We start from the raw sequence: 14,792 nt of genomic DNA, 5'->3' as shown, positions 1-14,792 counted from the left end.
GAACAACTTTTCTATGGATTTTAGACATTCGGGGTCATTCATATGTCAACTGCACCCAATAAGCAATCTGCGCTAAAAAAAATTACACGTGGACTCACTGTAGGTACAGTCATTACAGGAAGTACGTTTTTTCATGGTCCACCTGTTCTTGCACTAGGTCTGACCAAGCTTTTAAAAAAATCATCTAAAATAGATGAAACCAATATTCAAATTACAAACAGCTGGTTAGGGGTAAACAATTGGTTAATTGACCATGTGTTACCAAATCTAAAATGGGATATCACGATTGATGATGGACTTGACCTAAATATGCAAGGTCGTTATCTCATGACATGTAACCACCAAAGTTGGGTTGATACAACGGTGAATCAATATTTTGGTTTAACCCGTATGCCACTCACCCGTTTTTTTACCAAATGGGAACTTATCTTTATTCCTTTCGTTGGACAAGCTTTTAAAATTCTAGGCTTCCCAATGATGAAACGTCACACCAAAGAACAGGTTGCAAAGAATCCTGAACTTAAAGATCGTGACATGATGGAAGCACGTAAAGCTTGTGAACAGCTTTTAAGTCAGCCCTTCACATTATTGAATTATTTAGAAGGTACTCGTTTTACTCAAGAAAAACATGACCAGCAAAAATCGCCATATAAGCATTTGCTTAAACCAAAAGCAGGTGGCTTGGCACTTGCCTTGAATATTTTGGGTGACAAAATTGATGCCTTAGTTGATATGACAATTGTCTATCCGAATGGCGTTCCTGGATATAGCGATTTCTGGCTCGGTGATGTTTCAAGAATTGCAGTAAATTTGCGTAAAATTGAAATTCCAGACTGGGTTCTTGGTGGAAACTATGAAGACGATGCGGTTTACCGTGAACGTTTCCAACAATGGGTGCATGAAATCTGGACCGAAAAAGATCAACTTATTGAGCAAATGAAATCTCAATATACCTCTACAAATATTTAAGAAAGCATCCGTTATTATGCAAAACAGCGCTGGGAAAAAAACGAAATATCATCATGTAGATCCAAACAGCCTTTCGTTTAAGCTGTTTTTGATCTATGACATCTTTATGGTGTTTATTATTATTTTTAACCTGTTCTGTCTTGCGACTAATTTCTTTTTAATGAGCAGTATTGGGGCATGGTTCTTTGAACACATTCATTTGCCCCAGATACTGAGCTTTTACCGTAATTCATTACACCCGTGGGTGATCACATCAGAAGCTTGGTTTATTGGTTTTTTAATTGTTGAGCTGCTCGTGCGCTGGAGCATTGCAATCATCAATAAACACCATAAACGTTGGTTCTTTTTCCCTTTTATTCACTGGTATGAAATTTTAGCTATTATTCCTCAGCTTCGTTTTCTACGTTTATTCCGAGCTGGGATTATTGCTTATCGTTTACACGAAATGGGCTATCGAGTTATTCCGGAAAGCTGGAGAAAGACTGGATTATTTTACTATCGCGTCGTCATGGAAGAACTTTCCGATCGTGTTGTTATTACCGTGATTGATGGCATTAGATATGAACTTCAAACCAGTTCTAGCCATAAACAGATTATTCACGACTTAGTTAATCATCATCGTGAGCAATTTACTGCTACCCTAACAGCATTATTACAAGAGTCTTTAGCGACTGCTTTAAAAGAACAAAAACCGGCAATAACAAAAGGTGTTGGGAAAATTGTAGATCAGGCCATAGTAGATACACCTGAGCTAACCCAATTATTACGCTTAATTCCTTTAGTCGGTGGTCGTATTGAACAACAAATTCAGAGTATTGGCCAAAGATTAGGTGAAAATATTAGTGCAGGTTTAATTGAACCTTTAATTGAAGGATCACCAAACAGTCCGAATCCTACTTATCAATTAATTTCTCAAAAAGTGAGTGAAATAAATATTAATAATCGTCAGCTTGAGCAATTGGTTGAATCTGTCGTGTTCGAGACCCTGGAGTCTGTACGAAAACAGGTCAAGGTCAAACAATGGCAACAAACGCTTGCGGAGTATGATCGAATCAAAGAATAAGCATTTACTTAATTTTTTATTAAACACGCTAGAGAATTGGCACGATTTGTTCTAGCATTTGCTCTATTTACAATAAACTTAACGATATTACAGCTCGTTTTAACGCCTTGAAGGAAGACTTATGGCTGATATCCGGATTACCGGCAGAATGGTTAACTTTAGCAGGATAACCTTCGATACCAATGATCATGATGTGATCCGCCAGCAATTATCAAATATATTAAATGAAGGTTCCTATCAAGGAACTTTAGTGATTATTGATAGTACGGTTGAGCAAGAATTAATTGCATTAATTCAACTTCTGGTGAGCTTGGGTCTACAACCTATGGCGGTAATCGATGGTATTTTAGGAGATGAAGCTCGCGCTATTCAATTCCCTGTTTTACCGGCAGATCAACCATTACAGCGCATTAAAGCCACAACAGAACAAGTCGCAATTGTAGAAAAACCTGCTACCGCTCCTGAATCGTCTTCAGCAGAAACAAAAAAACCACTAAACAAGATAGCGGTTGCTCATATTACCTCTTATCATGATGAAATTTTACGTACAGGCCAATCCCTCGTACAAGATAACGGCGATATTATTTTAAAAGCTGGCATGAATAGTGGTTCTGAAGTGATTGCATCAGGAAATATACATATTTATGGCACAGTTCGTGGTAGAGTCATTGCTGGTGCGGGCGGGCACGCAGCTGCACGTATTTTTTGCCAATCTTTAGAGGCTGAGCTCGTTTCCATTGCCGGAACGTATTGTGTCGCAGATGATATCCCTAAACATGTGGTAAAAAAACCAGTACATATTTATTTAAATGAAAAGCAAGAGCTTGAATTTGAAGCGATTGAACTTTAGTTTATTAAGCAAATCACCAAAAAACAGCCCTTTTAAGGGTGAATGACCATAATAGGAGTGGATTCGGTGGCCAAAATTGTTGTCGTAACATCAGGCAAAGGTGGTGTAGGTAAAACTACAACGAGCGCATCTTTTGCAACAGGTTTAGCCCTTCGTGGTCATAAAACTGTTGTGATTGATTTTGATGTAGGCTTACGTAACCTTGATTTAATTATGGGTTGTGAGCGTCGTGTTGTTTATGATTTTGTCAATGTGATTAACAACGAAGCACGTCTGCAGCAAGCCCTTATTCGCGATAAAGATATCGAAAACCTTTATATTTTACCGGCTTCACAAACACGTGATAAAGATGCGTTGAGCGACGATGGTGTTGCTCGTGTTATTGATGAGCTATCTCAAGAATTTGATTACATCATTTGTGACTCACCTGCTGGTATTGAACGTGGTGCAATTTTAGCCATGTATCATGCAGATGAAGCAATCATTGTAACAAACCCTGAAATCTCTTCAGTACGTGACTCTGACCGTATTATTGGTATGTTAGATAGCAAAACCAAAAAAGTTGAACAAAACGAAGGACGTATACGTAAACATTTATGTATTACACGCTTCAACCCTGAACGCGCAGACCGTCAGGAAATGCTGACCATTGATGATATTTCTAAAGATATTTTACGCGTACCGACATTAGGTGTTATTCCAGAATGTCCAAGTGTATTACAAGCATCAAACGAAGGTAAGCCAGTAATTCTGTATTCAGAAACTAAAGCTGGTCAGGGGTATGATGATTTGGTTGCTCGCTTTCTTGGTGAAGACCGTCCTTATAGACACATCACAGCTCAACCTAAAGGCTGGTTAGCACGACTATTTGGAGCGTAGATATGGCAGGATTCTGGAGTAAATTATTTAGCAGTGAAGAAAAACCATCAAGTGCTCAAACTGCCAAAGATCGTTTGAAAGTTATTGTTGCTTCTGAACAAGGTTTAGGCCGCCGTTTAAGCCAAGACAAGATTGATCAGATGAAGAAAGAAATCATGCAAGTGGTTAGTCGTTATGTCAGCGGTGTAGGTGAACAGCATATCCAAATGCAGGTTCGCTCTGAAGCTAATATCGAAATGTTAGAAATGAATATCAATTTACCTGAAGAACGATAATTCTATTTCTGACTATTCAATAAAACAGAATCAAGGCAAAATAACGCAAGTTATTTTGCCTTTTTTAAAACTGAGGAGATTGTCATGGCATTATCACAGCCAGCAACTTTCAATGAAGAATGGTCCGATGAGCGTGTTTTTGCCTACCTCAACCAACTTCCGCCAGCGAGTGTGAACGCAGATTTTCATGTGCTCTACCATGCATTCAAACATATGCGTCCAACAGACTATGAACGTCTTTTGACTCAATTTATTGCGGACGGACGCGATATTAATGCCAAAGACCCTGAAGGCCAACGCATCCATGATGTGATTGCCAAATTTCCGCGTCAATCGGCACCATTTTTAGAAGTTCTAGCAAAGTTTGCTTAAGCTTTTTTTATTTGAATAAGACTGCATAATTTATCTTAGTAAAACTTAAGAGATAGATTATGTGGTTTATTCAATTTCCTAAATTATTTACATTTATTACAAATAATCTTAAAGTCATCAACACCATTTTATTCTAAATATAAATTTATGAACCCAGAACCTATTAATTTAAAACAAACACAACCCATCCAATCAAATCATATAGAAAATTTAAAAATTATTAGTGTTAATAAGTTTATCTTTCTATCCTTAATTTCCTTTGGTTTATACCCAATTTGGTGGATGTTTAAAGCATGGCGATTTTTTCTAATCAAAGATAATTTAAATATTATGCCTGCTGCTCGTGCAATTTTTTCTATATTCTTTTTATATTCACTATTTAATCACATAAAAAACTACGCCAAAGAACAAGGGTATACTAATGATTTCTCTTCAGGTTGGATGTATTTAGCATATCTAATTACATCTTTACTAGCTAGCCTACCCGATCCTTACTGGCTTATCTCTCTATGCAGTATTATATTTTTAATACCAGCATTTAAAGCGTTGAACTATGCACAAAAACAATTAAATACGACAATTGAGCAAGAAAAATTCAATACACCTCAAATCATTTTAATCATTATAGGATCTATAATGTGGCTACTGATTATTGTCAGTTTTATTATATTATTTCTATATAAGTGATCTAAAATTTAGCAATTAAAAAAAGCCTCTTCAAGAGGCTTTTTTCTTATCTAAATTTACCGATTACCAATGAGGAAAATACCAAATACGGTAAAAATACCACCTGAAATACCATCAATCCATTTTGAAAAATTACGATAAGCTGATCTAAAACTTGGTAATGAAAAAATAAAAGTCACAAAGCAGAACCATAAAATTGTTTCGACTGTGACAATAATAAAGAGCAGCCAGTGAACCTGATCAAGTTGGGGGTTAGCTAAAAATAATGAGAAAACACTACCAAAATAAATAACAGCTTTAGGATTTGATAGATTGGTTATCAGGCCTTTAATAAAAAATAGGTAAGGTGCTTTTGGTAGCTCTACAGCAGCATTATTTTCTTGCTGATTTTTTGAAAATGCCGAACGCAACATTTGATAGCCCAACCAACATAAATATAAGCCACCGGCAATGAGTAAACCTTGCTTTAACCAAGCCATTTTCTCAAAAATAAGATTTAATCCCATCAGTGCTAAACAAGCCCAAAACATAACTCCTGCTGTGATACCACCCACCACTAACATAGCGTCTTTACGTGATCGACTAATCGCTGTTTGAGATACAAGAAAAAAATCAGGTCCTGGAGTAATAAGTGCACAAAAATGGATAAAAGCTAAAGTAATTAGAGCAAGTAACATGTTTTCCTCCAGATTTAATTCGTTGTTATTTATTTAGGAAAAATACATTAGCATTTTTTACTATACGTTAAAATCTTTAAGTCATTTTATAAATAGATTCAGTTTATTTAAATTATAAAAAAAAGCCTCCAGAGAGGCTTTTTTTTATTGAGATAAGTTCTTAAACTAAAATATCTCGCTTACCATTAGGCCCCATTGCGCTCACAATGCCGTTCTCTTCCATTTGATCAATGATACGAGCAGCACGGTTATAACCAAGGCTAAATTTACGCTGTAGTGACGATGTAGAAGCTTTACGAGTTTCTAAAACGAATGACACACATTGATCATAAAGTGCATCACGGTCAGAACCACCCTCACCCTCTTCAAAACCACGTGAAGTCGGTTCTTCGTCAAATGGAGTCAAGATTTCGTCGACATAATCTGGCTCACCACGTTCACGCCAAGCATCACAAATGCGGTTGACTTCATCATCACTAATGAATGCACCATGCACACGCTCAGGTTCGATTTTACCAGGCCCTAAGAACAGCATATCACCATGACCGAGCAAATCTTCTGCACCACCTGCATCCAAGATAGTACGCGAGTCGATTTTACTGTTTACACGTAATGCAACACGCGTTGGAATATTGGCTTTAATCAAACCGGTAATGACATCAACAGATGGACGTTGAGTTGCAAGCAATAGGTGAATACCAGCAGCACGAGATTTTTGCGCTAAACGGGTAATCATTTCTTCTGCTTTTTTACCCACCTGCATAATCATGTCGGCAAACTCATCCGCAACAATCACAATAGATGGTAATGGTGTTAAACGAGGTGCACGTTCTTGTGTCGCCGAATCACTTGGTTTCCAAGTTGGGTCAATTAGATCTTCCCCATTCGCAATTGCTTCTTCAACTTTACGGTTGTAGTCACTTAATTTACGAATTTTAAGGAACGACATCAACTTATAACGACGTTCCATTTCATTCACACACCAGTTCAATGCGCTTACTGCATCTTTCATGTCAGTAACGACTGGAGTTAATAAATGCGGAATATCATTATAGTTTGCAAGTTCAAGCTGTTTTGGATCGATTAAAATCAAACGCAACTGGTCAGGTGTATATTTAAGCAACATCGATAAAATCATCGAGTTTACCGCAACCGATTTACCAGAACCCGTTGTACCCGCAACTAGCATGTGTGGGGCTTTCGCTAAATCAGTTAATACTGGATTACCTGAAATATCTTTACCCATCGCCATACTAATGAGTGCACTTGGATCACGATATGTTGGTGTTTCCAATAATTCAATCAAACGCACCATTTCACGGGCGCTGTTTGGTACTTCAATCCCAATATATGGTTTACCAGGAATTACTTCCACTACACGAACAGAAGCCATCGACATTGAACGGGCTAAGTCACGTGAAATATTGGTTACCTTAGATGCTTTAACACCCGGTGCTAAATCTAATTCAAAACGGGTAACTACTGGCCCTGGTTGAGCTTCAACCACTTGAGCCTTAACATTAAATTCTTGTAACTTAATTTCAAGTAATTCAGATAAACGTGAAAGCTGCTCTTCAGTGAAGTTAACTTTCTTATTCGGATCAACCTTATCAAGTAGATCAAGACCTGGCAAAGTTGGTAAATCCAAACGCTTCTTGGCAACCTGCATTGCACGAGACATTGGTCGACCAGCTGCATCTGTTAATGGCGCATCTAAATCGAAATCATCTTCATCAATATCAAGATTTTCTTGAGGTTTCCCCGCAGTTTCCTGCCATGCCTCAATAAACTCTTCTTTTGAAAGTTTATCGGCCTGAATAGTCGTTTGAATAGGAGCTTTTACAAATGCTGAAGATTGCGCATAACTACTTGCTCTGACAGGTTCAGCGGGCGCAATATCCTCATCTATTAATAAATCATCAAAGTCTTCAAAAACTTGTTCATTTGCTAAATTTTTAGGTGACTGATTTACATTTGATAAAGGTGAAGATGTTTCATTCGCAATATTCACAGATTGCGAAGTTGGCTCTGCTTCTACATGTTGATCTTGAACAAATGGTGTATGCACATCTGTTGCAGTTTTACTGTTTGGAACCGCAGCAAGCAACTCATCAAAAATTTCATCATCATTCCAGTCAAGACCATGTAGGTCTTGTTTAACTGTAGGTTGAGTTTGATGAACTTGTGAAATAGTTTGCTGGAATTGATCATGAGCAGGAGCTTGTTCTGTTGAATCATCAGCTGCTCTTAAAAGTGCATCAATTTCTTGCTTATGACTCGCATCATCACGTTGTAAAGCACGCCATACTTCACCCGTAGCCACTAAACGTTGGCTATCTTTTTCAAGCTTATGGGCTTGCTCAAGCGTATGTTCAAAGTTTTGAGTATTTGCAACTGGCTCAACTGCTACAGGTTCAGGTCGGCTCTGCTCTTTCGCTAATACATCTGCAAATAACCTTTCAGCAACCGCATCATGTCGTGTTGCTGTAGGTTGTGATTGAGTGGCTTCAGATTGAACTGGCGCTTCTTTTTCATCTGAAGCATTTACCTCAGTGTTTTGTGCAACTTTAACTGCCGCTGCTTTGTTAGCAGGCTGAGTTGTTAAATCATAATCCGATTCGTTTGGTGATACGTTTTTATAAAATAAATCTTGTAAATAGCTTGGTGTCGCTTTGAGCGTAACCCATGTTTTGCTCCATTGCACCCCAAATGCAAGAGTAAACAAAACCACTCCGAAAACGAGTAAGAATAACGTCGCACCGTAAATTGTTAGCAATTGAGATAGGCTTTGACCTAACTCGTAACCAATAATTCCCCCAGCCGCATTATCTAAAGTATCTGCCGGCACATTCCAATGTAAATAAAGCAGGCTAGACACAACCAAAATTAAAAAGAATTGTGCAGCATAACGAAATGGGCGGTTTAAAAAACTACGTGGCCACCACACCTGTATTGCTTCAATAAAAAGGAAAATTGGAATAAGCAAACTTGCCCATCCTAAAAAACCAAACAGCAAATCTGCAATCCATGCGCCAGCAATACCACTTGCATTGGATACTTGCTGAGTATCACTGGAAATATGCATCCAGCCCGGATCAAATGGTGTATATGTTACTGTTGCCAGAAACATATAAATCCCAAAAGAAACCAAGAATAATGTCATCAATAAGCGCTGTGCATAAACACTCGACACCGCAGTCATATACTGTCCTGTAACCCATTTAATTATTGGTTTAGAGATGTGAAGAACTACATTCTAGATCTTCAACGAATGAACTTTATATTATGCACCTGTTCTTACAAAAAAGGTGCATGATTCTTTACAGTTGTTGTTAACATGAGGCACTTCTATATTGTTATATAACTTAATTCGATTGACCTGATCAATATTATCCACATTGATTTAACGCTATTGATCGGCAAATTCACGTATAATTTTCAAAATTCTCGAAATAAATAAGGATACCCTCAATGAGTGCTCGTCATTCTCGGTTAATTATTCTCGGTTCTGGCCCTGCGGGCTATAGTGCAGCGGTATATGCAGCGCGTGCAAACCTTAAACCTACTTTGATTGCAGGTTTACAACTAGGTGGGCAACTTACAACAACAACCGAAGTTGACAACTGGCCGGGCGATCCTGAAGGTTTAACAGGTCCTGCATTAATGGATCGTATGCAAGCACATGCTGAACGCTTTGGTACAGAACTCGTCTATGACCATATTAACGAAGTGGACTTAAACGTACGTCCTTTTGTTCTAAAAGGTGATATGGAAGAGTACACATGTGATGCGTTGATTATTGCAACTGGTGCTACAGCTCAATATCTTGGCCTAGAGTCTGAACAAAACTTTATGGGTCAAGGCGTAAGCGCATGTGCAACATGTGATGGTTTCTTCTACAAAAACCAAAAAGTAATGGTTGTAGGTGGTGGTAACACTGCTGTTGAAGAAGCACTTTATTTATCAAATATTGCTTCACATGTAACGCTAGTACACCGCCGTGATAGCTTACGTTCTGAAAAGATTTTGCAAGATCATTTATTTGCCAAAGAAAAAGAAGGCAAAATCAGCATTATCTGGAATCACGAAGTTGAAGAAGTATTGGGCGACAATACTGGTGTAACAAGTGTTCGCCTTAAATCAACTCAAGATGAATCTAAGCAAGACGTAGAGGTTCATGGTCTATTCGTTGCAATTGGCCACAAACCAAATACTGGAATGTTTGATGGTCAATTAAACTTACGTGATGGCTATATCCAAGTACAAAGCGGTACTTCTGGTAATGCAACAGCAACTTCTGTAGCTGGTGTTTTTGCTGCTGGTGACGTCGCTGACAGCATTTATCGTCAAGCGATTACTTCTGCTGGGTCAGGCTGTATGGCTGCTCTAGATGCTGAAAAATATCTAGATAATCTTTAATTAATAGATTTCTAGAGTTTAAAAAACAGCCGTTCTTATAACGGCTGTTTTTTTTAGAATAATGACTAGCTGACATATATTAATTTTTATAGCATAACCTTAAAGCTGATCCTATTTTATTTTTATGAATACACTTCCACTTTCTCAATTCATTTTCCCTGACCCCATTGAAGCCGATCCAGATGGTCATGGTTTAATCTGTATTGGAGCCGATCTCTCCCCTTCTACTCTATATGAAGCATATACCCACGGTTTATTTCCCTGGTTCAATGAAGATGAACCCATTTGTTGGTGGAGCCCTGAGCCTCGTTGTGTGATTTACCCTCAAAACTACAAGCCAAGCAAGTCACTCCTTAGAAACATGAAAAAACATGATTATACAATTACGGTTAATCATGCCTTCGAAGAAGTTATTCACTCATGTTCTTTACCAAGAAGTTATGCAGATGAAACTTGGATTAGCGAAGATATTATTCAGGGCTATTGTGAGATGTTTAATGCTGGCTATGGATATAGTGTGGAAGTCTGGGATCAAAACGAACTTGTCGGAGGTCTATACGGCATTACGATTGGCAAAGGATGCTTCGGTGAGTCAATGTTTAGTAATAAAACTGATGTTTCAAAAATGGCTTTTTATACATTAATGCTGATTGGACAAGAAAATCAGCTCCCTTGGGTCGACTGCCAGCTTGTAAATAGTCACTTAATTAGCTTGGGAGCCTGTACACTTTCTCGTCAAGACTACTTAAAATCGTTACAAGATGTAATTATTCACCCCTCTATCAATTGGAAAAAGTATCAAGAACGTGTATTTTCAAGTAAAACAATAGCGTTAGATGCAAAATTAATGGAATGATAACAGGAGGGACCAATCATGAAATCATATCACCCGAAGTCCCTTTTAAATGATCTGCAGTATTATATTACTCCACCTCATGATTGCAGCTACCTAGAAAATAAATCGGCGCGCATGGTGTTTTTAGACCCTATTCATCGGATTGATGTGGTCACTCTTTCAGAACTTTCTCGTTTAGGATTTCGCCGTAGCGGTGACTTCGTTTATCGTCCTGAATGCCATTTATGCAGACAATGCTTATCTTGTCGCGTTCCAGTTGCCGATTTCCAAATGAACAGCATGCAAAAAAAAGCGTGGAAAAGAAATCAAGATCTGACTATGACTGTTTTGCCGACTCAGCAAGCTGCTCAAATTCATTATGATTTATATGAACGCTATATTAATGAACGCCATGCTGATGGCGATATGTTTCCACCTAGCTTAGATCAGTTTGAAAAATTTTTAGTACATAGTTGTACAGATAGTTTCTTTTTAGAGCTTTGGAAAGATAACCGTTTAATCAGTGTATCTACCTGCGATCTAATGGATGATGGACTTTCTGCGGTCTATACTTTCTTTGATCCAGATGAACATCGTAGATCACTTGGTGTGTACTCTATTTTGAACCAAATCGAATATGTGAAATCGCTTGGTTTAGAATATCTTTATTTAGGTTACTGGGTGCCGCACTCAGCTAAAATGAATTATAAGTCGCAATATACCCCTTTAGAACTTTTACTAGATGGGCAATGGCGCCGCTTAAACAGATCCTTGTCCCCCGACGAAATTCAACAGTTAGGTACGTCGCTTATGACAACATTACCTTCTGAATGGAATAATTTAATTATTAAATAATTTTGATCTGACTTTTTAATGAAAAGCAAGCAGATCAAAATTTAGAATAAAGAAGCAAAATCATCTGTACAGGTTTTTACCATAATGACCGCATGTTCCCGCCCCCCTTCTGGGGTAGGATAATAATTGCGACGCAGGTCAATTTGGTGAAAACCTGTTTTTTCATATAAACCGATAGCAGCTTTATTACTTTCACGAACTTCTAGAAATATTTGTACTGGTTGATTTTTTAATTGATCAATTGATGCATTTAATAATTCATATCCTAAGCCCTGACCTTGCATTTTAGGATCAACAGCCATGAGCAATAAATTTGCTTCATCTAATACTGGTTGTAATATACAAAACCCAACGACTTTATCTTGTGACTCAATGACAGTGCATTGATAAGAATTCAAAGATTCTACAAATTGCTGTCTTGACCATGGGTGTGTTTGCACTGATTTTTCGATTTGTACAACAATGTCAACATCAGTGTTTTGCATAATACGAATCATGGGGTTCAGCACAATCAAAGTTTTAAAGTAATGCGTATTATAAAAACTTCACAAGAAAAAACGAGTAAAAAAAAGGACAATTAAATTGCCCTTTTTTACCATCTTTTTTAGAGACCAAGTTTTTCACGCCAAGTTGCTAACAGCGCTGTAGTATCAGAATCATTTGGATGAAATTTTGGTCTTAAGAAATCAAGTAACTCTGGAATTTGACGTGTCATAAAACCTTTACGACCATACATAAACTTAAGCATGTACTTCGTATCTTTCCAAGTTAATTTATCATCAGTTTTGAGTAACTTAGCAGTAAAATAAGATTGAGTTGCAAAGATTAATGCCATTGCAATAATCAAAGCTGCTGAGCGCATAAAATAAGCTTTCGGACCTTGCCCATACATGCTTGTGTACACATCAAATGCCACAGCTTTATGTTCATTTTCTTCAACTGCATGCCACATCCATAAATGATACATCGTGTCATCTTGGAACATCGCCTGAATTTCAGGGTTTTGTAAAAGTTCAGCTGCAATGGTAGATGTAAAATGTTCTAGCGCACATGTTCCCGTCAAATCAATCATTTCTTTAGTGTAGCCAAAAGGTTTCATTAATTTGGTTACAACAGCCGTACCCATCTGAATGACTTTTCCTGTTTGCTTTTCCATATGGCGAACATCATAACCATAAGCCTGCGCTGAAGCATTAAATGCTAAATGCTCTTTCGAATGCATCGCTTCTTGACCAATAAAAGCACTAATTTCTTTTTGAAGATCTGGATCAGCAAGCTTTGGATCATTTCGAACAGCACGAGTACTATTTACAAAGAACTGCTCACCTTCTGGGAAAAGGGCCGATAATGCTGTCATAAAATGTGTTAATGCCGCATCATAATTCGCCCAATAGCGTGGGACCTGAGTAAATTCAAAGTCCATACGACGCACAGGGAAACTAGCACCAGCACGATTGGAAATATTTACTTTAGCATTCATCTCAGACTCCTTTTAAGTGAATAGCTAATTCATATATAACTTTATTTATTTTCTTAATATTTATAATCATACGTCTTTCGATGTACCAATTAAGTGCAGATGAGGACAGAGAAATATCAGATGAGGTCATTAATAACCCCATAAAGGTGCATAGACTTACTTATACTCATGGTTAGCAAATAATACTTAAAAAGAAAAAAGGGCTACTCATGAGCCCTTTCAAATCAACATAGATTTAAATTACAAACCTAATTTTGCTTTCCATGTTTTCAATAGACTAACTGTATCTAAATCATTTGGATGAAAACCGGGTTTAAAATAAGCTAGCATTTCTTTAGCCATACCACTAATAATACCTTTAGATGGGCTATATCCATATTTATAAATTACTGATAGCTCGGTTAAATTCAACTTATTGTCTTGTTTTAATAAACGAAGTACAAAAGATGATTGAATCAAAAAGATTAAAGTCATAGCAAACACTAAAGAACTGGTTCGTAAGGCATAAGCTTTTACACCTTTACCAAATACACCTTCGTACACGTCAAAAGCTACAGCTTTATGCTCATTTTCTTCAATAGCATGCCAATACCACATCGTTGACATCGTCTCATCTGTCATCAACTCTTGAATGTGCTTATTAACTAATAACTGTGAAGCTATAGTAGCCGTAAAATGTTCAAGTGCTGTTGTAGCGGTCAGGTCAACCATTTCTTTGGTCATACCAAAAGGTTTAACAATTTTTACAAAAGCTTTAATTGCTGTTTGAATCGCCGTGTCAGTAAACTTCTCTAATGTTTCTACATCGTGACCAAACTTTTGAGCAGAAGCATTAAAATTTACATGCTCTTGAGTATGCATTGCTTCTTGCCCAATGAAGGCACTAATCTCTTTTTGCAATGCTTCATCATCTTTAATAGATGGGTGATAACGTACAGCACGTACACTATCTATGAAGAATTTCTCACCTGCCGGAAACAAAGCCGACAATGCTGTCATAAAGTGTGTGAGTCCAGCAGAACCATTCATCCAATATTCTGGTACATCATTAAAGTCAAAGTTCATACGACGTACAGGAAAGCTTGCTCCTGCGCGATTCGTAATATTCACTTTAGCATTCATACCCAAAGCTCCTTATTAAGTAATCCAAATTACTCAAACTTTATTGTTCGTTTTCTTGATTCTTATCATACAAATTTCATAAAAAGGATTAAGGGGAAATAAGGACATTGAAATATCAGTTAAGGCCAGCTTTTATAGTGATTGTTAGACAATTAAATATAAAAAAAGCGCTCTAAAAAGAGCGCTTTTTTTCACTGAAAGTGATTATGCAGTTACTTTCGCAACAACACCAGCACCTACAGTACGACCACCTTCACGGATCGCAAAACGTAGACCTGGGTCCATTGCGATTGGGTGGATTAATTCTAC

At 37.5% G+C, this 14,792-nt stretch carries 16 protein-coding genes; 10 read left to right on the top strand and 6 right to left on the bottom strand.

Features of this window, described 5'->3' with window-relative positions; translation table 11 throughout:
- The first annotated feature begins 42 nt into the window (after positions 1–42).
- The 7 genes from AC1PJP_RS12620 to AC1PJP_RS12590 all read left to right on the top strand — a co-directional run bounded on the left by AC1PJP_RS12620 (position 43) and on the right by AC1PJP_RS12590 (position 5,095).
- Entirely contained in the window at positions 43–969 is a 927-nt protein-coding gene (locus tag AC1PJP_RS12620) for an acyltransferase (RefSeq protein ID WP_004794139.1), read from the top strand.
- A gap of 16 nt (positions 970–985) precedes the next feature.
- Positions 986–2,032: a preprotein translocase subunit SecA gene (locus AC1PJP_RS12615; RefSeq protein WP_151827542.1), complete on the top strand. Its 1,047-nt coding sequence runs from the start codon at positions 986–988 to the stop codon at positions 2,030–2,032.
- A gap of 121 nt (positions 2,033–2,153) precedes the next feature.
- Positions 2,154–2,882, top strand: coding sequence for a septum site-determining protein MinC (gene minC, locus AC1PJP_RS12610; RefSeq protein WP_005303144.1), 729 nt, complete (start codon positions 2,154–2,156; stop codon positions 2,880–2,882).
- Between the two features lie 66 nt (positions 2,883–2,948).
- Entirely contained in the window at positions 2,949–3,761 is an 813-nt protein-coding gene (gene minD, locus AC1PJP_RS12605; RefSeq protein WP_004794144.1) for a septum site-determining protein MinD, read from the top strand.
- A 2-nt stretch (positions 3,762–3,763) separates the two neighbouring features.
- Positions 3,764–4,036 (top strand): cell division topological specificity factor MinE, encoded by a 273-nt coding sequence (gene minE, locus AC1PJP_RS12600; RefSeq protein ID WP_000896934.1) that lies wholly within the window; start codon positions 3,764–3,766, stop codon positions 4,034–4,036.
- Positions 4,037–4,120: 84 nt separating this feature from the next.
- Positions 4,121–4,408, top strand: a complete 288-nt coding sequence (locus tag AC1PJP_RS12595; RefSeq protein WP_479767058.1) for a PA4642 family protein — start codon at positions 4,121–4,123, stop codon at positions 4,406–4,408.
- Between the two features lie 147 nt (positions 4,409–4,555).
- Positions 4,556–5,095 carry a hypothetical protein gene (locus AC1PJP_RS12590; protein ID WP_198308420.1) on the top strand — a complete coding sequence of 180 codons (540 nt, stop codon included), beginning with the start codon at positions 4,556–4,558 and terminating at the stop codon, positions 5,093–5,095.
- A 56-nt stretch (positions 5,096–5,151) separates the two neighbouring features.
- Here the strand turns inward: AC1PJP_RS12590 and rhtC are convergent, their stop codons facing one another.
- Both rhtC and AC1PJP_RS12580 read right to left on the bottom strand, forming a co-directional pair.
- Positions 5,152–5,772: a threonine export protein RhtC gene (gene rhtC, locus AC1PJP_RS12585; RefSeq protein ID WP_479767057.1), complete on the bottom strand. Its 621-nt coding sequence runs from the start codon at positions 5,770–5,772 to the stop codon at positions 5,152–5,154.
- A 160-nt stretch (positions 5,773–5,932) separates the two neighbouring features.
- On the bottom strand, positions 5,933–8,974 hold the full coding sequence (locus AC1PJP_RS12580) for a DNA translocase FtsK (RefSeq protein WP_479767056.1): 3,042 nt from the start codon (positions 8,972–8,974) through the stop codon (positions 5,933–5,935).
- 269 nt (positions 8,975–9,243) lie between these two features.
- Here AC1PJP_RS12580 and trxB point away from each other — a divergent pair, with 269 nt between their 5' ends.
- From trxB to AC1PJP_RS12565, 3 genes are all read left to right on the top strand, one after another.
- Positions 9,244–10,191 (top strand): thioredoxin-disulfide reductase, encoded by a 948-nt coding sequence (gene trxB / locus AC1PJP_RS12575; RefSeq protein ID WP_013198771.1) that lies wholly within the window; start codon positions 9,244–9,246, stop codon positions 10,189–10,191.
- Positions 10,192–10,315: 124 nt separating this feature from the next.
- Positions 10,316–11,047, top strand: coding sequence for a leucyl/phenylalanyl-tRNA--protein transferase (aat, locus tag AC1PJP_RS12570; RefSeq protein ID WP_479767055.1), 732 nt, complete (start codon positions 10,316–10,318; stop codon positions 11,045–11,047).
- 18 nt (positions 11,048–11,065) lie between these two features.
- Positions 11,066–11,881: an arginyltransferase gene (locus AC1PJP_RS12565; protein ID WP_005303129.1), complete on the top strand. Its 816-nt coding sequence runs from the start codon at positions 11,066–11,068 to the stop codon at positions 11,879–11,881.
- Positions 11,882–11,922: 41 nt separating this feature from the next.
- Here the strand turns inward: AC1PJP_RS12565 and rimI are convergent, their stop codons facing one another.
- The 4 genes from rimI to AC1PJP_RS12545 form a co-directional block, all read right to left on the bottom strand.
- Positions 11,923–12,378, bottom strand: coding sequence for a ribosomal protein S18-alanine N-acetyltransferase (rimI, locus tag AC1PJP_RS12560; protein WP_049837614.1), 456 nt, complete (start codon positions 12,376–12,378; stop codon positions 11,923–11,925).
- Between the two features lie 107 nt (positions 12,379–12,485).
- Positions 12,486–13,361: a metal-dependent hydrolase gene (locus tag AC1PJP_RS12555; protein WP_199986935.1), complete on the bottom strand. Its 876-nt coding sequence runs from the start codon at positions 13,359–13,361 to the stop codon at positions 12,486–12,488.
- Positions 13,362–13,601: 240 nt separating this feature from the next.
- The gene (locus tag AC1PJP_RS12550; protein ID WP_005303125.1) at positions 13,602–14,483 is read right to left on the bottom strand and encodes a metal-dependent hydrolase; all 882 of its coding nucleotides are present in this window, start codon (positions 14,481–14,483) and stop codon (positions 13,602–13,604) included.
- Positions 14,484–14,687: 204 nt separating this feature from the next.
- A partial coding sequence (locus tag AC1PJP_RS12545; protein ID WP_074166867.1) for an EF-Tu C-terminal domain-related protein occupies positions 14,688–14,792 on the bottom strand: 105 nt, incomplete at its 5' end.

Source organism: Acinetobacter sp. V116_7, from assembly GCF_056735735.1.
This window is presented reverse-complemented; position numbering and strand designations above follow the sequence as displayed.